Genomic DNA, 20228 nt, shown 5'->3' on the forward strand with positions numbered 1-20228 from the left:
GCCGCCGATTCCCTGCGGGGTGCGCCCGACGGGGACCTGCGGCCCGGCTTGACGGGGCTCCGCCCCGGGCCCGGCGCCTCACACGCCGGCGGGGCCGGGGGTCACGGCGTGACCGCGTAGGCCTCCGCCGACCAGAGGGAGCAGCCGAACCGCGTCGCGCGTGTGTCGCACGTGACACGGAGGAAGCGGGTGCCCGGGGCGTCCATGCGGAGGGACTCGCGACCGCCCCGGGAGCCGGTCACGGTGGCCGCCGGGCGCCAGGTCACCCCGTCCGCGGAGGTCTCCACCCGGTAGGCCGACGGGTACGCGTCCTGCCAGTGCAGCTCCACGCGGCCCACCCGAGCCGGGGCGGGCAGCTCCGCCTTCCACCACGCGCCGTCCACCGCCGGGGACGACCAGCGGGTGGCCGCCGAGCCGTCCACGGCCGCCGAGGCCGGGAAGCCCGAGGTCTCGTTCGCCGAGGAGCTCGCCCGCGCGGTGCGCAGCAGATCGGGGCCGCCGGTGCGCGGCACCGCACGCACCGTCAGGGTGCGTGACTCCCCGTCGAAGGTCACGGGCACCTGGTAGCTGCCGGGCGGGGTGCCCGCGGCGACGCTGACCTCCAGCGGGATCGTCACCTGGCCGCCCCGCGGAGCCACCGCGGCCTGCGGAAGGCGGACCTCGATGCCCGCCGGCGGCCGCACCGACAGCGGCCCGCGGACCTCGCCCGGCCCCAGCGCGGACAGCTGCGCCGAGACCTGCCGCACGGCGCCGCCGATCTCGGCGTCGGTCGCGGCCCCGTCCGTCAGCTCGAAGCGGGCCCGCGGGCCGTCCCCGAACCACGGCACCACCTGGTGCACCGTGGGCGCGGACTCGGCCCCGGCCCAGGACAGCCGTACCGCGTCCGCGTTCAGCCCCGGCGTCTCCACCTGGGTCCAGCCCGATGCCGCGGCGCCGGCGACCTTGCGCCAGCCCTCGCCCGGTACGTGCGCCTCCACCACGGCGCCCCGCGCCCCGGCCGGGAGCGGGTCGGTCATCACCGTCACCGCCGACACCGGACGCGGGGCGTCCAGCCGTACGGTCCAGGCCTCCGTCTCCTTCGTCACCGTGCCGGTCTTGCGGGCGAGTCCGGTCCAGGCGTCGGCCTCGGCCACCGCCTTCGTCAGGAAGGGCTCCAGGACGGCCTTGTCCACCCGGGCCGAGCCCGGCCGCGCCAGTGCCGCGCGCGCCTCGGTCAGCGCCCGGGAGGCCTGCCAGGCGGCCGCCCCGTCCCCGCGGGCCTGGGCCTGCAGGACGTCCACCGCCAGCTCGCCCGCCGTCCCGTACGCCGCCAGGCGCTCCAGCCAGGGTCCCGCCTCGCCCGCCAGGGCCGGGAGCCGGTTCTGTGCCTCGCGCAGGACCGTGAACGCCTTGCGCAGCTCGGCCCCGGCCGCCGGATCACCCGCCGCGCGGGCCTTCCAGAACTGCTCGACCAGCGGCTTCAGATAGGCGGACTCCTCCTGCTTGAGCCCGGACGACGCGGTGTTCCCGGCGAGCGCCGCCACCGCCTGGCGCGTGCGCGGGTCGGCGCCCGTCAGCTCCCGCACCGCCGCCGCCCAGGACTCGCCCGGCCGGTAGCCGCGCGGATTCCACGCGAAGTCCGCCGCCGTGAAGAGCGGGATCCGCGACAGGGTGCCCTGCGGCATCGCGTTGGCCAGCAGCGCCGCCGAACCGCCCGCCACCGCCGGCTCGCGGCCCGCGTACGGGCCGAGGAAGATCCGGCCCGGATCCCAGTCGTTCACCGGATAGTTGTCCATGGTGATCAGCGGGTGCCCCAGGGCGGTGCGCGCCCCGGCCAGTTCCTTGCCCGTGATCGTGCGCGGCACCACGCCCACGCCCGTCCAGGCGACCTCCACCCGCGGGTCGAGCGCGCCCGCCAGGGCCGTCCGGTAGGTGGTGGCGCCCTCCTGGTAGTACTCCGTCGGCAGCAGCGACAGCGCGGGCGCGCCCGGGTACCGGGCGGCCAGGTGCGCCGCCAGTCCGCCCGCGACCTCCGCGTGCGCCTTCGCGGCCGCCGCCGGGCCCTTCCCGTACCGGTCCCGGTCGGCCCGGCAGCCCCATTCGGTGTAGCTGACGTCCTGGAACTGCACCTGGAAGGCGCGGAAGCCGAGGTCCCACATCGCGTCCAGCTTGCGGGCGAGCGCCGCCCGGTCGGCCTCCGAGGACAGGCACATCGACTGCCCGGGAGTCACCGCCCAGGCCAGGACGACCTGGTTGGCGCGGGCCCGTTCGGCCAGCGCGCGGAATTCCGCCTGCTGCTCCGCCGGGTAGTCCTGGCGCCAGCCCGTCGTGCGGTACGGGTCGTCGCCGGGCGCTATGAGCAGCCGGTTCTGCTTGGTGCGGCCCATGAAGTCCAGTTGGTCGAGGCGCTGTTCCTGGGTCCACGGCTGGCCGTAGAAGCCCTCGGTGATCCCGCGCACCGGGGCGGCCGGCCAGTCCCGGACGACTACTCCGGGCATCTTCCCGCCGCTCGCCGCCAGGAGTTGCCGCAGTGTCTGCGCCGCGTGGAAGAGCCCTTCCCCGCCTATGCCGACCAGCGCGATCGTGTCCCGGCCGGCGTGGTGGCCCGCGGCCAGCCGGTAGCCCCCGGCCGGCAGGTCCGCCGGCGCGGCCGAGCCCAGCGCCCGCAGCGCTTCCTCCGCGTCCGCGCCCTGGAGCCGTACGACGGTGCCCCGTGCGGGCAGCGGAGCACCGGGGGCCGGCTGGTGGACGGTCCGTACGCCCGCTCCGCGCAGGGCGTCCCGCACCACCCGGACGGCGTACGGATCGGCGTCGGCCGCCGCGACGAGTACGGCCTCGGTGCCCAGGTGCAGCTCGCGCGCCGGGTCGGCGGCCATGGACTGCGGCCGGGGCCACACGGCGGGCCCCTCGGTGACCGCGCGGGGGGTGTCGGCTCCCGGGTCGAGCACCGGCCCGGCCACGGCCGCGGCGGGGGTGGCTCCGGAATTGCCTCCGGACGCGGGTCTGTCCGGTGTGGTGGGCGCCGCGAAGACCCCGGGTGGTGCGGAGGACACGGCTCCGCCGAGCAGCGTGCCGATCACCGCCACAGCGGCGGCGGTGTTCCGCCTCCTGCCCCTGAGCTGCACAGAGCCTCCTTGTCCCGAGACGTCCCCCACTCGTACGAATGAGCCTGAGCCCACCATCCGTGCGGCTGGGGTGTCAATGTGGATGGGTGATCTGCCCCGGATATGGCAGGAATGCGGTGCCTCCGAGTGGGTATGGACGCGGTGTTCCCCGGCGGCGTCCCACCCTCGTGAACCACCCTTGTGCCCCAGTCTTCTGACTCATCCTCATGCCCTCATGCCCACCCGCACGAAGGAGCGCCCGCAGATGGACGACCTGGCCCGGCTCGCTGCCCAGTACGGCGTCGCCACCGACTACCGGCCCGCCCCGGACGTCACCGTCCCGGTACCGGCGACCACCGTCAAGGCGGTCCTCGGACTGCTGGGGGCGGTCACCGACGACGCGGCGAGCATCCGGGTCCTCGCCGAGTCCGCCGCCCGGGAGGCGGCCGGGCGGCTGCTGCCGCCCACGGTGGTGCTCTGGCGGGGGGAACGGGTGGCTCCGGAGCCCGTCGGGCTGCCCCCGGGCACCCGGGTGCGCGTGGTGGCGGAGGAGACAGGAGAGGTGCTCGAGTGGGGCCCCGCACTGCCGCTGGGCGTCCACCGGCTCACCGCCGAGGCACCCGACGGGCGCAGCGCCGAGGCCACCCTGGTCGTGGCCCCGGAGCGGGCCCCGGCCGCGCCCGAGCGGGCGCACGGACTGCTCGTCCAGCTCTACTCCCTGCTCTCCGAGCGCTCCTGGGGCATGGGCGACCTCGGCGACCTCGCGGAGCTCGCCCGCTGGGCGGGCCGGACGCACGGCGCCGGGTTCATCCAGGTCAACCCGCTGCACGCGGCGGTGCCCGGGGCCCCGACCGATCCTTCCCCGTACCGGCCGTCCTCGCGGCGCTTCCCGGACCCGGTCCACCTGAGGATCGAGGACGTCCCCGAATACGCCGACTGCCCCGACCGCCGGGCCCTCGACGCGCTCGCCGCCCGCGGCGGGGAACTGCGCCGCCAGGTCCTGGAGAAGGGCGCGCTGATCGACCGTGACGCCGTCTGGGAGCTCAAGCGGGCCGCCCTGGAGCTGCTGTACGCCGTCCCGCGCACGCCCGAACGCGAAGCCGCCTACCGGGCCTTCTGCGCCGAACAGGGCGCTCCGCTGGACGTGCACGCCGTCTGGTGCGCCGGACACGCGGGGGAGGAGGGCCTGGAGGAGCGGGCCGATTTCCACCGCTGGCTGGTCTGGCTGACGGACGGCCAGCTCGCCGCCGCCCAGCGGGCCGCCCGCGAGGCCGGCATGACGGTCGGCATCGTCCACGACCTCGCCGTCGGAGTGCACCCGCAGGGTTCCGACGTCTTCGGATCACCCTGCTACGCCCCGCACATCTCGGTCGGCGCGCCCCCGGACGCCTTCAACGCGCGCGGCCAGGACTGGGGACTGCCGCCGTGGCGCCCGGACGTGCTGGCCGCCACCGGGTACGCCCCCTTCCGGTCCCTGCTGCGCGGGGTGTTCCGCTACGCGGGCGCCCTGCGCATCGACCACGTGATGGGCCTGTTCCGGCTCTGGTGGATCCCGGAGGGGACCCCGCCCGCGGAGGGCGCGTACGTCAGCTACGACGGCGAGGCCATGCTGGCGATCCTGGTCCTGGAGGCCCACCGCGCGGGCGCGCTCGTCATCGGAGAGGACCTCGGGACAGTGGAGCCGCGGGTCCGTCAGGAGCTGGCCCGGCGCGGGGTGCTCGGTACCTCGGTGCTCTGGTTCGAGCGGGACTGGGACGGCAGCGGGGACCCGCTGCCGTCCCAGTCCTGGCGGGCCGACTGCCTGGCCACCGTCACCACGCACGACCTGCCGCCCACGGCCGCCAAACTCGCCGGGGGCCATGTGGAACTGCGCGACCGGCTGGGCCTGCTGACCCGTCCGGCCGAGCTGGAGCGTGCCGAGGACGCCGCCGACACCGCCGAGTGGCTGGAGCTGCTGGACGGGCTGGGTCTGGACACCAAGGGCGAGGAGGCCGCCGTACGGGCCCTGTACACCTTCCTGCTGCGCACCCCCGCGCGGCTGGTCGGCGTATGGCTGCCGGACGCGGTGGGGGACCGGCGGCCGCAGAACCTGCCGGGCACCTGGGACCAGTACCCCAATTGGCGGCTGCCGGTCGCCGATGCCGCGGGGCGGCCGTTGACCCTGGAGGAGCTGGTGTCCTCGCCCCGGGCGAACGCCCTGCTGAGCGCGGTGGGGGAGGGTGCGCGACCCCGTACGGCACCCCCGGGCGCGCGCCCCGTTTAGGTGTTCGCTACGTTTGCACCGTGGACAAGAAGAACGCTCTGCGCGCCGGCGCCGTCACGGCCGGAACCGCGCTGATGATGCTGCTGATGACGTCTCCCGCTCTCGCGCTCACCCGCGACGACGGTGACGACCCGGGCCCGGGCCTGAGCATTGGCGAGACCGTCGGCCTGTACGTGGTCACGCCCCTGGTGATCTTCCTGGTCATCCTGGGTCTCGTGATGGTCCTCGACAAGTCGGACAAGAAGCAGAAGCAGGCCTGATCCGTCCCGACCCCGCGGGGTCGGGAGCAGCAGACCTTCCCGGGCGCCGGGGGTCCGCACCGCCGATTCGATTCGGCCGTGCGACGACCCCCGGCGCCTTGGCGTGTCCTCAGACGCCGGCCAGGAGCCGGCGGAGCAGGCCGGTGAGCACGGCGACCTCGTCGTCGGTCAGCCCGGTGAGCGCGGCGCGCTGTACTTCCAGACCGGCGCCGACGGCCTCGTCGATGAGCGCGAGGCCGCGCTCGGTGATCGTCACCTGGAGCCCCCGCCGATCGTGCGGATCGGGCTTGCGGCAGAGCAGCCCGGCCTTCTCCAGCTTGTCCAGACGCCCGGTCATGCCGCCCGTGGTGAGCATGAGGGTGGCCGACAGCTGCCGGGGCGAGAGCGTGTACGGCTCCCCCGACCGGCGCAGGGTGGCCACGACGTCGAATTCGCCGCGCGAGATACCGAAGCGCGCGTAGCACTGGTCCATCGCGTCGCCCATGGTCCTGGCGATCCGGTAGATGCGCCCGAAGACGGCCATGGGAGCCGTCTCCAGATCGGGGCGCACGGCGAACCACTGGTCCGTGATCGCGTCCACCGCGTCCTTGTCGTCACTCATGTGCGCAGTATCCGGCTTCCCGAAGATCGTTCGCAAGAAAGTTGCTTGACGATAAGTAGCTTAACGGTAAGCTACTTACCAGCTACCGAATCTGGGGGAGAGGTCATGGCGCTGTTCATGAGGAAGACGGCCGTATCAGGGGAAGCGAAGGTCGCGGGGGAGCGGTCGCTGCTCCTCGGAATCGGCATCAGCGCGGTCGGGATCGGTATGTACGTCCCCTTCTCGCTGGTCTTCTTCCACCACGTCACCGGCCTCTCCCTCACCGTCGTCGGCCTGGTCATGACGGTCACCGGGCTCGCCGGACTGGCATTCATGCCGCTCGCCGGCACGGCCGTCGACCGGTTCGGCGCCAAGCGGGTCAACCTGGTGCTCTACGGGACACGGGCGCTCGGCTTCGCCCTCTACCCCTTCGCGAGCTCCCTGCCCGCCTTCGCGGCCGTCGCCCTCGTCACCGCCCTCGCCGACCGGTCCTTCTCCGTCGTCCAGCAGTCCCTGATCGGCGAGGTGGCGCGGGGCGCCGCCCGCGACCGGCTCCAGGCGTCCACCCGGGCCCTGCAGAACGCCGGGATGGGCGCGGGCGCCCTGCTGGTCTCCGGGGTACTGGCCCTGTGGGGCACCGGCGGATTCACCTACACCGCCTGGGGCAACTCCCTCGCCTTCGCCCTCGCCGGACTGCTCGTCAGCCGGGTCCGGGCGGTCCGGGAGGTCCCGGCGGCCGGCGCGGCAGGCGCCACGGCCACCGGATCCGCCGGGTACCGGACGGTCCTGCGCGACCGGCCCTTCCTCGGCCTCACCGCCGCCAACTTCCTCACCGCGCTGGGCTACTCCGCCCTCTCCGTCCTCTTCCCGCTCTACCTCTCCACCTGGCTGGCGGCCCCCGACTCCCTCACCGGAGCCGCCTTCACCGTCAACACCGTGCTGTGCGCGGGGATCGGCGTACTGATCGCGGGCCGGGTCCGCCGCTCCGGCGCCCGCCGCACCCGCTCGGCCGCGCTCGGCGCCCTGCTCTTCGTCGCCGCCTTCGCCGGGCAGATCGTGCTCGGCACGGTGCGCCCCGGCCGGACCGCCACCCTGATCGCCCTGCTGGTCATCGTCGTCGTCTACACCCTCGGCGAGCTCGTCCACAGCCCCTCCGGCGGCGCCCTGTCGGTCTCCGCCGCCCCCGAGGCCGTCCGCGGCCGCTACCTGGCCACCTACCAGCTGTCCTACTCGCTGGCCGGTGCCCTCGCCCCCTCCCTGTTCACCGTCCTGCTCGCCGTCGACGGCCGCCTGCCCTGGGCCGTCCTGGCCGTCGCGGCCCTCGGCGCCGCCCTGGCGCTGCTCCGCCTGGAGCGGCACCTGCCGGCCGGGGCCGTGCACGCCGAGCCCCCGGTGGTCCGCGAGGCCGCCGGTGCGCCGGTCGCCGTGACCGCCGCCGCCTGAGCCCTGCCCGGCCCGCCCCCTGCCTCCGCTTCCTCTTCTCGATCCAGGAGCCACCCGCCATGAAGCGTTTAGCCACCGTCGCCCTGACCGCACTCGCCCCCGTCTCCTGGGGCTCGACCTACGCCGTGGCCACCGAGCTGCTCCCGCCCGACCGGCCGCTGTTCACCGGGGTGATGCGGGCCCTGCCCGCCGGACTGCTGCTGACCGCACTGGCCCGCACCCTCCCCAAGGGCCAGTGGTGGTGGAAGTCCGCCGTCCTCGGCATCCTCAACATCGGCGCCTTCTTCCCGCTGCTGTTCCTCTCCGCCTACCGGCTCCCCGGCGGGGTCGCGGCCGTACTCGGCGCCGCCGGACCGCTGTTCGTCGTAGGACTGGCCGCGCTGGTCCTCGGGGAGCGGGCGAGCCTGCGTACCGTGCTCGCCGCCGTCGTCGGAGCGTTCGGCGTGAGCATGGTCGTCCTGACCGCCGAGGCCCGGCTCGACGCGGTCGGCATCGTCGCCGGTGTGATCTCGTCCGCCTCCATGGCCGCCGGCACCGTGATGACCAAGCGCTGGGGCCGCCCCGAGGGCGTGGGCCCGCTGGCGATGACCGGCTGGCAGCTCACCGCGGGCGGGCTCTTCATCATTCCCGTCGCCGCCCTCGTCGAGGGTGCCCCGCCCGCGCTCGACGGCAAGGCCTTCCTCGGCTACGGCTACATGATGCTGATCAACACCGGGATCGCGTACTGGCTCTGGTTCCGCGGCATCGGCGCCCTCAGCGCCACCTCGGTCACCCTGCTCGGCCCGCTCTCCCCCCTGACCGCCGCCGTCATCGGCTGGGCCGCCCTCGGGCAGGCGCTGTCGCCGGTCCAGCTCGTCGGGATGGCGATCGCCTTCGGGGCCACCGTCGCCGGTCAGCTGGCTGCCGCCCGCAGGCCCCAATCGTTCAGTTCTCCTGAAAAGAACGATCAGAACATTTCGATGGACCTGACGGATGAGGCAGTGCGACGGTAGTCCACACACACCACCAGCCCACTCCGAGGAGCAGACCCACAGTGGCCGTCATGGACCGCGTCCGTACCGTCTCGCAAGCCAAGCCCGGCAGCACGGGGAAGAAGGGTGCCGCCGGGCTCGGCGTACTCCTCGCCCTGCTCGCGACGGTCGTCTGGTCCGGCAGCTTCGTCGCCACCCGGGGCATGGCCGAGACCGTCCCGCCCGTCCAGGCGGTCTTCTGGCGCTGGATCATCGCCCTGCTCGCCGTCGCCCCCTTCGCCGCCCGCCAGGCCTGGCAGCAGCGGGAGCTGATCCGGCGGCACTTCGGCTTCATCGCCCTCGCCTCGCTGTTCGGCGTCGCCCTCTACAACACGCTCGTGCACCAGGCCGGACTGACCACCTCCGCCTCCAACATGGGCATGATCATGGCCGCCTCGCCGGTCATCATGGCGCTCTACGCCCGCCTCGGCGGCGAACGGCTCGGAGCCCGGCGGAGCTTCGGCATCCTCCTCGCCGCCCTCGGGGTGCTGCTGCTGGTCGGAGACGGCTCGATCGGCTTCGACTTCGGCGCCGGGGACCTGTGGATGTTCGCCGCCGCCCTCTCCTTCGCCACGTACAGCGCCCTGCTGCGGCGCAAGCCCGCCGAACTCGGCGGACTCGCCTTCCTGATCACCACCTTCGTGCTCGGCGCGCTGATGCTCGCCCCCGTCTACGCCGTCTCCGTCGCCGTCCAGGGCGGCTTCGAGGTCACCACCGGGACCGTCGGACCGCTGCTGTACGTCGGGGTGTTCTCCTCCGCCGTCGCCTTCTTCGCCTGGAACAAGGCCGTCTCGATGATCGGTGCGGCGCGCGCCGGAGTCGTCTACTACCTCCAGCCGGTCTGCGTGGCCGGGCTCGGCTTCCTACTCCTGGGCGAGCGGACCGGACCGGCGCAGCTGCTCTGCATGGCGCTCATCCTCGGCGGAGTCGGGCTGGGGAGTGCCCGGCGGTAGGTTCGGGCCCATGACCGAGTGGGACATCAAGAAGCTGCGGATCCTGCGGACCCTCGCCGAACAGGGGACCGTGACCAGGGCGGCCGAGGCGCTCCACATGACGCCCTCGGCCGTTTCGCAGCAACTGACGAACCTCGCCCGGCAACTGGGCGTGGTGCTGCTGGAGGCGGAGGGCCGCCGGGTGCGGCTCACCGACGCGGCCCACCTCGTCCTGCGGCACACGGAGGCGGTGTTCGCACAGCTGGAGCGGGCCGACGCGGAACTGGCCGGATACCTCGCCGGGGACACGGGCGAGGTGCGGGTGGGCGCCTTCTCCACGGCCGTACCGGCGCTCGTGGTCCCGGCGGTGGCCGCGCTGCGGCGGACCCACCCCGGGGTGGAGGTCCGGGTCCGGGAGACGGAGGCCGCCGAAGCCTACGAGCTCCTGTCGGCCGGGGGCGTGGACCTGGCGCTGTCCCTCACGGCGCACGCGCCGACCGCGCGCGACCCCCGGTTCACCCGGGTGGCGCTCATGGAGGACCCGCTGGACGTGGCGCTCCCGCCGGGCCATCCGCTGGCGGCCGCGGCCGATCTGCGGCTGGCGGACCTGTCCGGCGAACCGTGGATCTACGGGGGCAGCGGCCCCTGGTCGGAGATCGCCCGCTCCGCGTGCGAGGCGGCCGGCTTCGTCCCGGAACAGGCGCACTCGGCGTCCGGCTGGACCGCGATCCTGGCCATGGTCGAGGCGGGGATGGGGGTGGCGCTGGTCCCCCGGATGGTGTCGAGCCGCGCCTCGGGCGGGACGATCCGGGTCCTCACCCACGACCGTCCGACCCGGCACGTGATCGCGGCGGTCCGCCGGGGCGCCGAGTCCGCGCCCGCGCTGTCCCACGTGCTGACCGCCTTGCGCGCCGTCGCCGCCGGCCGCTGACCGTACGTTCCCGGGGCTCCGCCCGGACCCGGTCCCCAAACGCCGGGCGGGCTGGAAATCCAGCCCCGCCGGCGATTGGGGCGCGGGGTCCGGGGCGCAGCCCCGGCTGCGGTGCGAGCCGTCAGACCTGAGCGGCGGCGGCGTCCGCGGCCTGGGCCTTCAGCGCGCGCTCGACGCCCGCGCGGGACTCCGAGATCAGGCGGCGCAGGGCCGCGTTCGGCTCGGCCGAGGCCAGCCAGGCGTCCGTCGCGTCCAGGGTCTCCTGCGAGACCTGGAGCGCCGGGTAGAGGCCCACCGCGATCTGCTGGGCGATCTCGTGGCTGCGGGTCTCCCAGACGTCCTTGACCGCCGAGAAGAACTTCCCGGTGTACGGGGCCAGCAGCTCGCGCTGGTCGGTCTGGACGAAGCCGCCGATCACCGCCTCCTGGACCGCGTTCGGCAGGTCGCCGGACTCGACCACCGAGGCCCACGCCTCGGCCTTGGCCTCCGCCGTCGGGCGCGCCGCACGGGCGGTCGCCGCGTGGCGCTCGCCCGCCGCGGTGGCGTCCCGCTCCAGCTCCGCCGCGATGGCCGGCTCACCGGCGACGCCCGTCGCGACGAGCCGCTCCAGGAACGTCCAGCGCAGCTCGGTGTCGACGGCCAGGCCCTCGATCTCCGCCGCGCCGTCCAGCAGCGCCGACAGGTAGGTCAGCTGCCCCTCGGTGCGGGCGGTGGCCGCGAAGGCCCGCGCCCACGCCAGCTGGTGGTCGCCCGCCGGCTCGGCGCCGCGCAGGTGCTCCAGGGTGGCCTCGGTCCAGGCCGCCAGGCCCTGCTCCCGCCACGCCGGGTCGGCGTACAGGTCGATGGCCAGCTTCACCTGGCGGTGCAGCGACTGGACCACGCCGATGTCGGACTCCTTGCCGATGCCCGAGAGGACCAGCGAGAGGTAGTCGCGGGTGGCGAGCTCGCCGTCACGCGTCATGTCCCAGGCCGAGGCCCAGCACAGGGCGCGCGGCAGGGACTCCGTGAAGTCGCCGATGTGCGCGGTGACGACGGCCAGGGACTCCTCGTCCAAGCGGACCTTCGCGTACGACAGGTCGTCGTCGTTCAGCAGGAAGACCGCCGGACGGGTGCGGCCGACCAGCTCCGGCACCGTGGTCAGCGCGCCGTCGATGTCCAGCTCGATCCGGTCGGTGCGCACGAGGGCGCCGTCCTGGAGCTCGTACAGGCCGACCGCGATGCGGTGCGGGCGCAGGGTGGACTCGCCCTTGGCGCCGGCGGGCAGCGCGGGCGCCTCCTGGCGGATGCCGAAGGCGGTGATCACGCCGTTCGCGTCGGTGGTGACCTCGGGGCGCAGGACGTTGATGCCGGCCGTCTCCAGCCATGCCTTCGACCAGGCGGTCAGGTCGCGGCCGGAGGTCTCCTCCAGGGCGCCGAGCAGGTCCGACAGGCGCGTGTTCCCGAACGCGTGCGCCTTGAAGTACGCCTGCACGCCCTTGAAGAAGGCGTCCATGCCGACGTAGGCGACGAGCTGCTTGAGGACCGAGGCGCCCTTGGCGTAGGTGATGCCGTCGAAGTTGACCATGACGTCGTCGAGGTCACGGATGTCCGCCATGATCGGGTGCGTGGAAGGCAGCTGGTCCTGCCGGTACGCCCAGGTCTTCATGGAGTTGGCGAAGGTGGTCCACGCGTGCGGCCACTTCGAGCCCTCACCGTAGGCCTGGCAGGCGATCGAGGTGTACGTCGCGAACGACTCGTTCAGCCACAGGTCGTTCCACCACTCCATGGTGACCAGGTCGCCGAACCACATGTGCGCGAGCTCGTGGAGGATGGTCTCCGCGCGCACCTCGTAGGCCGCGTCCGTCACCTTCGAGCGGAAGACGTACTGGTCGCGGATGGTGACCGCGCCCGCGTTCTCCATCGCGCCCGCGTTGAACTCCGGGACGAAGAGCTGGTCGTACTTGGCGAACGGGTAGTCGTAGGCGAACTTCTCCTGGAACCAGTCGAAGCCCTGCCGGGTCACGTCGAAGATCGCGTCCGCGTCGAGGAACTCGGCGAGCGAGGGCCGGCAGTAGATGCCGAGCGGCACGGACTGCCCGTTCGGGCCCTCGTAGGAGCTGTGCACCGCGTGGTACGGACCGACGATCAGCGCGGTGATGTACGAGGAGATGCGCGGGGTCGGCTCGAAGCGCCAGACGTTGTCCTTGACGTCCGCGGCGTCCGGCGTCGGCGAGTTCGAGATGACGGTCCAGCCCTCGGGGGCCGTCACGGTGAACTGGAACGTCGCCTTCAGGTCGGGCTGCTCGAAGCTGGCGAAGACCCGCCGCGCGTCCGGCACCTCGAACTGGGTGTAGAGGTAGGCCTGCTGGTCGACCGGGTCGACGAAGCGGTGGAGGCCCTCACCGGTGTTCGTGTAGGCGCAGTCCGCCACGACGCGGAGCTCGTTGGCCCCGGCCGCCAGGTCGCTCAGGGCGATCCGGGAGTCGTGGAAGACGGCCGCGACGTCGAGCGACCTGCCGTTGAGGACGACCTCGTGCACGGTCGGCGCGACCAGGTCGATGAAAGTCTCGCTCCCGGTCCCGGCCGACTGGAAGCGCACGGTGGTCACGGACGGGTAGGTGCCACCCTCCTGCGCGCCGCTGAGATCGAGTTCGATCTCGTAGGAGTCGACGGACAGCAGCTTGGCCCGCTGCTGAGCCTCTTCACGGGTGAGATTCGTGCCTGGCACGCGTTCATCTCCTTCGATGGTGACGTTGCCCGGCCATCCTGCCATCCGGACACCGCCACCGCCTCGGACTAATCCACAGGCGAACGCGACGTCGCAAACCTGCCGGACAGCGGTGGCCGTCCCCGGCACGCTGGTGGCCATGACCAGCAGATACCGGGCGAGGCCCATCGAGGAGACGGCGCTCCAGGAGCTCCGCGTACGCGACGACGCGGGACGCGACTGCGTCCCCTTCACCGACGGGGAGGGCGGGGCGCCACTGCGGTGCTGCCTGCGGACCAGCGCGGCGGGGGAGCGGATCGCGCTCGTCTCGTACGCGCCGCTGCGCCGCTGGGCGGCGCGGGCCGGGGCCGATCCCGGCGCCTACGACGAGCAGGGCCCCGTCTTCATCCACGCCGGGACCTGCGCCGGGCCGGACACGGCCGGCGGATACCCCTTCGCCCGGGCCGGGGTGCTGCGCACCGCCCGGCGCTACGACGCCCGCGGGCACATCCTCGGAGGGCGGGTCCTGGACCTCGGGGAGGATCCCGAGGGGGTGATCGAGCGGGCCCTGTCCGACGCCTTCGCCGAGCCCGAAGTGGCCCTCGTACACGTCCGCGCCGCCGAGTTCGGCTGCTTCCAGTTCGAGGTGCGCAGGCCCTGACGCGCCGGGAGGGCGGACGCCGTGCGGCGCCCGCCCTCCCGTTCGCGCCGGAGGCGTGATCAGCCGCGCAGCTCCTCGGCCACGAGCTCGGCGATCTGCACCGCGTTCAGGGCCGCGCCCTTGCGGAGGTTGTCGTTCGACAGGAACAGCGCGAGGCCGTTCTCCACGGTCTCGTCGGCGCGGATGCGGCCCACGTACGAGGCGTCCTTGCCCGCCGCCTGCAGGGGGGTCGGGATCTCCGAGAGCTCGACGCCCGGGGCGTCCTTCAGCAGCTCGTAGGCGCGCTCGACGCTGATCGGGTTCGCGAAGCGGGCGTTGACCTGGAGGGAGTGGCCGGAGAAGACCGGCACGCGCACGCAGGTGCCGGAGACCTTGAGCTCCGGGATCTCCAGGATCTTGCGGGACTCGTTGCGGAGCTTCTGCTCCTCGTCGGTCTCGAAGGAGCCGTCGTCGACCAGGTTGCCCGCCAGCGGGACCACGTTGTAGGCGATCGGGCGCTTGTAGACGGCGGGCTCGGGGAAGTCCACCGCGCCGCCGTCGAAGGTCAGCTGGTCGGCGGTCTCGGAGACCGCGCAGGCCTGGCCCTTGAGCTCGGCCACGCCGGCCAGGCCCGAGCCGGAGACGGCCTGGTAGGTGGTGGCGACCATCGCGGTCAGGCCGGCCTCTTCGTGCAGCGGGCGCAGTACCGGCATCGCGGCCATGGTGGTGCAGTTCGGGTTCGCGATGATGCCCTTGGGACGGTTCTTGATCGCGTGCGGGTTGACCTCGGAGACCACGAGGGGGACCTCCGGGTGGCTGCGCCAGGCGGAGGAGTTGTCGATCACGACGGCGCCCTGGGAGGCGACCTTCTCGGCCAGCACCCGGGAGGTGGCGCCGCCCGCGGAGAAGAGCACGATGTCCAGGCCCGCGTAGTCGGCCGTGGAAGCGTCCTCGATGGTGATCTCCCGGCCCTCCCATTCGAGGGTGGAGCCCGCGGAACGGGCCGAGGCGAACAGCCGCAGCTCGTCCACCGGGAACTTCCGCTCGGCGAGGATGCCGCGCATGACTCCGCCGACCTGTCCGGTGGCTCCGACGATTCCGACCCTCACGGTGACTCCTTTGGTACGTACGACGCGGGCGCGCGTGAAGCCATCATGCGTTCGACCCCACGAGCCTTGTCCAATCCATTGTCCGAGGTGCGGACGGTGTCCTGAATGTGAACCCCTGTGGCGAGTTCGTGGCAGGCGCGTTTCCAGGCCTCCGAACACCCGTTTTGCCTGGTCGGAGCCGGTTAGCGTCCGGTCTGTCGTGTCCGCTTTCCGGACACGGCGGACCACAGAACGAACCATCGATCCGGGGAGATCCACCGTGCGCGCCACCCGCCACCGCCGCCGGTCCATACCGGTGCTCGCCGCCCTCGCGGCCGCCACCGTCGCCGCACCCGTCCTGCTGGCCGCCACGCCGGCGGCCGCCCACCCGCGCGAGGGCGGGCTGGCCAAGGAGCTGGTGGAGGAGGTCACCGCCCAGGGCGCCTACCGCCACCTGAAGAAGTTCCAGCAGATCGCCGACGCGAACGGCGGCAACCGCGCCGCCGGCACGCCTGGCCACGCGGCCTCCGCCGCCTACGTGTACGACACGCTGAAGAAGGCCGGGTACCAGGTCTCGTACCAGGACTTCGACATCTACGAGGCGCGGACGAGGACGGAGCGGACCACCGTCCTCGGCCCCGGCTCCCGCGAGCTGACCACCGCCGCCTTCACCTTCACCCCCTCCACGCCGGCCGGCGGGCTGACCGCGCCGCTCGCCCCGGCCAGGGTCGACGAGACCCCCGGCTGCACCGCCGACGACTATCCGGCCGGAGCCTTCGCCGGGAAGATCGCCCTGGTCAAGCGGGGTACGTGCACCTTCGCGGAGAAGCAGCGGGCCGCGGCCGAGGCCGGCGCGCTCGGCGTGATCGTCTACAACCACAGCGGCACCGCCCCGGTACGCGGCACGTTCGCCTCGCCCGCCGAGGGGATCATCCCGAGCGCCGGGATCACGCTGGCCGACGGCGAGGCGCTGGCCGCGGCCGCCGCCGGGGGTGAGGTGAGCGTGCGCCTGGAGCTGGACCAGGAGCACGTGCGGAAGACCACCCGCAATGTGATCGCCGAGACCCGCGGGGGCCGCTCCGACCGCGTGGTCACCGTCGGCGCCCACCTGGACTCGGTGGCCGAGGGCCCGGGCATCAACGACAACGGCTCCGGCTCGGCCGGCCTGCTGGAGGTGGCCCTGAAGCTGGCCGAGGAGGGCGCCAACAAGAAGGGGAAGGGGCCCGCGAACAAGGTCCGCTTCGGCTGGTGGTCGGCGGAGGAGCTGGGCCTGCTGGGTTCGGAGCACTACGTCGCCCAGCTGTCCGAGAAGCAGAAGAAGGACATCGCGCTCTATCTGAACTTCGACATGATCGCCTCGCCGAACCCGGTGCAGTTCGTCTACGACGGGGACGACTCCGACCGGACGGGCGCGGGCGCGGGACCGGCGGGCTCGGACCGGATCGAGGCGCTGATCAACGGCTTCCTCGACAAGAAGGGCAAGCCGCACGAGGGCAGTGACTTCGACGGCCGTTCCGACTACGGGCCGTTCATCGCCAACGGCATCCCGGCGGGCGGCACCTTCACCGGCGCCGAGGGCGTCAAGACCGCCGAGCAGGCCGCGCGCCACGGCGGTACGGCCGGGGCCCCGTACGACCCGAACTACCACGGGGCGGGGGACACCCTGAAGAACGTGGACCTGAAGGTCTTCGACACCAACCTGGACGTGATCGCGTACGCGGTCGGCACGTACGCCGGGTCGCTGCGTTCGCTCGGCAAGCCGTAGGACCGAGGGGGAGGAGCCGGGGGGACGGTCCGGGGGAACGGCCCGAGGGGGCGGTGCTCGTCAGAGCGCCGCCCCCTCGGGTTTCGTTGCGGAAGGTGCTACGGGAGGACCTTCTCGATCTGCACGCTGCCGGTGCCGGCGGCGGTGCCGCGGGCGTTGAGCAGCTGGACCTGGCCGAAGAACTGCCGGCCCTCGGGGGCCGCGCTGTTGACCAGGACGTTCGCCGAGACCTGCGCGGTGGCGCCGGTGGCGAGGTTCACCGCGGCGGCCTCGTCGACCTGGACGGAGCCCAGGGCGGCCGAGAAGAACACGTCGCGGTAGTCGTACGTGGTGGAGCCGGACGGGATCGCGTAGCCGATCACCTTGAAGGTGTAGGTGCCCGCGGCCGGGTTCACCAGGCTCACGGCCTCCTCGGAGTCGCCGTCGGCGGACGAGCCGACCTTGACGCCGTCCTTGTAGACCTCAAGGTCGAGGTCGGCGCCCGTGTCGGACGTCTTGCCGATGGCGATGTCGAGGCGGGAGACGCCCTCGCCGATGGCGACCTCGGTGGTCTGGGTCTCACCGGTGGCGATGGTCGGCTTGGCGACCTTCGCCGAGCCGAGCGGGCCGCCCTTGAGCTTGCCGCCGGAGATGGCCGCGGCGTCGTTCTTGATGCTCCACTGGACCGGCGCCGGGGTGCCCTGCTTGACCTCGGGCAGGACCTTGACCGCGGGGTCGAAGGCCGCGCCGAGCACGGACACGTCCAGCTTGAACGGGTTGTCCAGCAGCGGCGACGTACGGCGCGACTCGACCTCGATCTCCCAGACGCCCGGCTGCGGGTCGGCGTAGGAGCGAAGGTCGGGACGGCAGGTGTTCGCCGGGTTGTTGTAGTTCGGGTAGCACTGCGTCGTCGCGCTGTCCTCGACACCCAGACCGTACGGGTGGATCGAGATGAAGCGGGTCTGGCTGCCCGGCTTCAGACCACCGAGGGCGACCTCAAGGGTCTTGGCGCCCTGCGGGACGGTGACGAAGTACGACTTGTGGCTGTTGCGCTGCACCGAGGAGGTGTCCGACATCGTGAACGAGGGCTTCGCCAGCGGGGTCGAGGCGACGACCGTGGCCAGGATCTGCTTGTCGATGCCCTCGGTGGTCTCGTCGTCCAGTTGCAGGATGCCGCTGTGGACGCCGGCCGACTTGGCGTTGGCCTCGACCTTGATGGTGACGGGCTTGTTCAGCGGCAGGGTGACGTAGTCGTAGCCGCCGACGACCTTGAAGGTGCCGTCGTTGTTGCGCCAGGTCAGGTCGTGCCGGGTGCCGTACTTGACGCCCGTGGTGCGGGTGACGACGACGTCGTAGACCTTCTTCTGGCCGACCTTGAGGCCGCCCTCGCGGTCGTAGAGGCCGGTGCCGAAGCCCGGGGTCTTCAGGAACTGGTCGATCGCGGTGTCGACCGGCGCCTTGACGGTGAACTCGTTCGCCTTGGCGTCGCGCTGGATGGACTCCCACGCAGCGGGGACGTCGATCAGACCGGCGCCCTGGGCGTGCGCCGGGACGTCGGCGATCTTCTTCGCGGAGCTGGTGACCGCGACCCGCAGGGCGGCCGGGGTCAGCTTGATGTTGTGCTGCTTCGCGGCCGAGATCAGCAGGGCGCCGGCGCCCGCCGCCTGCGGCGAGGACATCGAGGTGCCCTGGAGCATGCCGTAACCGGCGGGCAGGGTGTAGCCCGCCTCGGCGACCGGGGCGCCGGGCAGCCAGGTCTGGATGGTGTTGATGGCCGCGCCGGGGGCGGTGATGGTCGGCGTGAACCCGCCGTCCTCACGCGGACCGCGCGAGGAGAAGGGGAACATGTTGTACTTCTTGGTCACTCCGGAGCCGTAGTTGGCGGCCCAGGTCTCCTTGGAGACCGCGGCACCCACGGAGATGACCTTGTCCGCGAGACCGGGGTCGCCGATGGTGTTGACGCCGGGACCCTCGTTGCCCGCCGAGATGACGAGCTGGACACCGTAGGTGTCGATGAGGTTCTTGTAGAGCTCGGAGCGCGCGTTGTTGCCGTCGTTCAGCGCCGGGAGGCCGCCGATCGACATGTTGACGATGTCGACGCCGCGGTTGACGACGAGGTCGATCATGCCCTCGGTCAGCGCGATGTTGGTGCAGCCGCCCGACCAGGAGCAGGCGCGCGAGGAGACGAGCTTGGCGCCGGGCGCCTCGCCGTTCATCGCGCCGCCGAACAGGCCGTGGGCGGCGGTGATGCCCGCGACGTGCGTGCCGTGCTCGGACTCGATGATGCCGACGTTGACGAAGTCGGCCTTCTTGCCGACCCAGTCACCGCCCAGCGGGTCCATCGGGACGTCCTTGCGGATCTCGATCACGAACGGGATGCGCTCGGCGACGTCGGTCGCCGGGTTGTCCGTGCCGAAGTAGCCGATCTGGTAGCCGTCCTTGTACGGCTTCATCGGCTCGTTGTTCGTGAAGTCGCCGTCCTGGTCGGTGTCGACGCGGACGGTGCCGGCCGCCGCGTCGTAGAGCATGCCGAACCGGTCGGTGGTGTCCCCGTCGCGGTTGACGTCGCCCTTCATGTCGCCGGTGGCGGTGATCGACTCGCTGAAGCGGCTCCACTGGAAGCTGCCCTCGGGAGCCTTCCAGCTCTGGCCGCCCGCGGAGAAGGTGCCGCCGGCGGAGGTGACCGGGGTGATCTGGGCGCGCCAGGTGGCGTCGTTGTCCGTGATCGGGTCGGTCGCCGTGACCCAGTCGACGATCTTGCGCTCGCCGGTGGTGGTCTTCTGCAGGGCCGGGTGACCGAGGTCGATGCCCGAGTCCATGATGCCGATGGTGACGCCGCGGCCGTCGGCCTGCGGGTTGTTCTTCACGAAGTCGACCGCACCGGTCTCGAAGGACGGGTTGTACGGGTTCTTCGCGGGGGTGTTCTTGTCCGGCGCCGGGTAGGTCTCGGCGGCGGTCTTCTTGACCGCGCCGGCCGACCGGTCGGCGTCGGGGCGCGGGTCCGGCAGCTGGATCTCGTGCCGCAGGTCGATGCCGTGCACCGAGGACAGCTTGGCGGCCGCCTTCAGCGCGGCGTCCGCCTTGCCGGTGGGCAGGGTGGCGCGGACGTAGCCGAGCTTGTCGTACGTCTGGCCCACCGAGGCGCCCTGTACGGCGCCCAGCTGGTCGGCCACCTGCTTGGTCTGGCCGGGGGCCGTCGCGACCATGACGGTCACGTTCGCGTCGCCCTTGGCCTTGGCCTGCTGAAGCAGTTCGGCGTCGGCCGAACCGAGCTTCTGCTCGGCGGACTTGACCGCGGGCGAGGTGCCCGGGGTGTCCGCGCCGGTCGCCGCGAAGACGGGACCGGCGCCGGTGGCCGCGAGAGCGGCGACCAGACCGGCCGCGGCCGCGACGCGCGCGACGCGTCTGGCCCCGGGTATGGAGCTGGGGGATTCGAGGGTCATCAGCATCCCTGGTAAGTGAAAGATACGGTCCGGATTTCGGTGCCGGATGACCGGTCAGCTTGGCCTAAGCGACAGCTCTTTGGGGAGAGTTGTCATTGACCGAGACCTGTCATGGCGGACTCTCG

13 protein-coding genes are annotated in these 20228 nt (G+C 72.7%); 8 read left to right on the forward strand and 5 right to left on the reverse strand.

Features of this window, described 5'->3' with window-relative positions; translation table 11 throughout:
* Positions 1-101: 101 nt before the first annotated feature.
* Positions 102-3104 (reverse strand): glycoside hydrolase family 84 protein, encoded by a 3003-nt coding sequence (locus tag Sspor_RS27675; RefSeq protein WP_237404052.1) that lies wholly within the window; start codon positions 3102-3104, stop codon positions 102-104.
* Between the two features lie 214 nt (positions 3105-3318).
* Between Sspor_RS27675 and Sspor_RS27680 the strand changes: the two genes are divergently transcribed.
* Positions 3319-5346 carry a 4-alpha-glucanotransferase gene (locus Sspor_RS27680; RefSeq protein WP_202201538.1) on the forward strand — a complete coding sequence of 676 codons (2028 nt, stop codon included), beginning with the start codon at positions 3319-3321 and terminating at the stop codon, positions 5344-5346.
* Positions 5347-5366: 20 nt separating this feature from the next.
* Positions 5367-5606, forward strand: coding sequence for a hypothetical protein (locus tag Sspor_RS27685; RefSeq protein ID WP_202201539.1), 240 nt, complete (start codon positions 5367-5369; stop codon positions 5604-5606).
* Positions 5607-5715: 109 nt separating this feature from the next.
* Here Sspor_RS27685 and Sspor_RS27690 read toward each other — a convergent pair whose 3' ends face one another.
* Positions 5716-6207: a MarR family winged helix-turn-helix transcriptional regulator gene (locus Sspor_RS27690; RefSeq protein ID WP_202201540.1), complete on the reverse strand. Its 492-nt coding sequence runs from the start codon at positions 6205-6207 to the stop codon at positions 5716-5718.
* Positions 6208-6312: 105 nt separating this feature from the next.
* Between Sspor_RS27690 and Sspor_RS27695 the strand changes: the two genes are divergently transcribed.
* The 4 genes from Sspor_RS27695 to Sspor_RS27710 are packed head-to-tail and all read left to right on the forward strand — an operon-like array spanning position 6313 to position 10502.
* Positions 6313-7629, forward strand: coding sequence for an MFS transporter (locus Sspor_RS27695; RefSeq protein WP_202201541.1), 1317 nt, complete (start codon positions 6313-6315; stop codon positions 7627-7629).
* Positions 7630-7688: 59 nt separating this feature from the next.
* Entirely contained in the window at positions 7689-8621 is a 933-nt protein-coding gene (locus Sspor_RS27700) for an EamA family transporter (protein ID WP_202201542.1), read from the forward strand.
* Between the two features lie 50 nt (positions 8622-8671).
* Complete coding sequence (locus Sspor_RS27705; protein ID WP_202201543.1) at positions 8672-9592, forward strand: DMT family transporter; 921 nt, start codon at positions 8672-8674, stop codon at positions 9590-9592.
* A gap of 10 nt (positions 9593-9602) precedes the next feature.
* A complete protein-coding gene (locus tag Sspor_RS27710; protein WP_202201544.1) occupies positions 9603-10502 on the forward strand; it encodes a LysR family transcriptional regulator in 900 nt (299 codons plus the stop codon).
* A 121-nt stretch (positions 10503-10623) separates the two neighbouring features.
* Here Sspor_RS27710 and pepN read toward each other — a convergent pair whose 3' ends face one another.
* The gene (gene pepN, locus Sspor_RS27715) at positions 10624-13209 is read right to left on the reverse strand and encodes an aminopeptidase N (RefSeq protein ID WP_202201545.1); all 2586 of its coding nucleotides are present in this window, start codon (positions 13207-13209) and stop codon (positions 10624-10626) included.
* 139 nt (positions 13210-13348) lie between these two features.
* Here pepN and Sspor_RS27720 point away from each other — a divergent pair, with 139 nt between their 5' ends.
* The gene (locus tag Sspor_RS27720) at positions 13349-13849 is read left to right on the forward strand and encodes a DUF1203 domain-containing protein (protein WP_202201546.1); all 501 of its coding nucleotides are present in this window, start codon (positions 13349-13351) and stop codon (positions 13847-13849) included.
* Positions 13850-13908: 59 nt separating this feature from the next.
* On the opposite strand, the gene Sspor_RS27725 is transcribed toward Sspor_RS27720, so the two are convergent.
* Complete coding sequence (locus Sspor_RS27725; RefSeq protein WP_202201547.1) at positions 13909-14937, reverse strand: aspartate-semialdehyde dehydrogenase; 1029 nt, start codon at positions 14935-14937, stop codon at positions 13909-13911.
* 259 nt (positions 14938-15196) lie between these two features.
* Here Sspor_RS27725 and Sspor_RS27730 point away from each other — a divergent pair, with 259 nt between their 5' ends.
* Positions 15197-16681, forward strand: coding sequence for a M28 family metallopeptidase (locus Sspor_RS27730; RefSeq protein ID WP_202201548.1), 1485 nt, complete (start codon positions 15197-15199; stop codon positions 16679-16681).
* A gap of 98 nt (positions 16682-16779) precedes the next feature.
* Here Sspor_RS27730 and Sspor_RS27735 read toward each other — a convergent pair whose 3' ends face one another.
* Positions 16780-20103, reverse strand: coding sequence for a S8 family serine peptidase (locus Sspor_RS27735; protein ID WP_202201549.1), 3324 nt, complete (start codon positions 20101-20103; stop codon positions 16780-16782).
* Positions 20104-20228 lie beyond the last annotated feature (125 nt).

The sequence above is a fragment of the Streptomyces spororaveus genome (genome assembly GCF_016755875.1).
GTDB classification, from domain to species: Bacteria; Actinomycetota; Actinomycetes; order Streptomycetales; family Streptomycetaceae; genus Streptomyces; species Streptomyces spororaveus.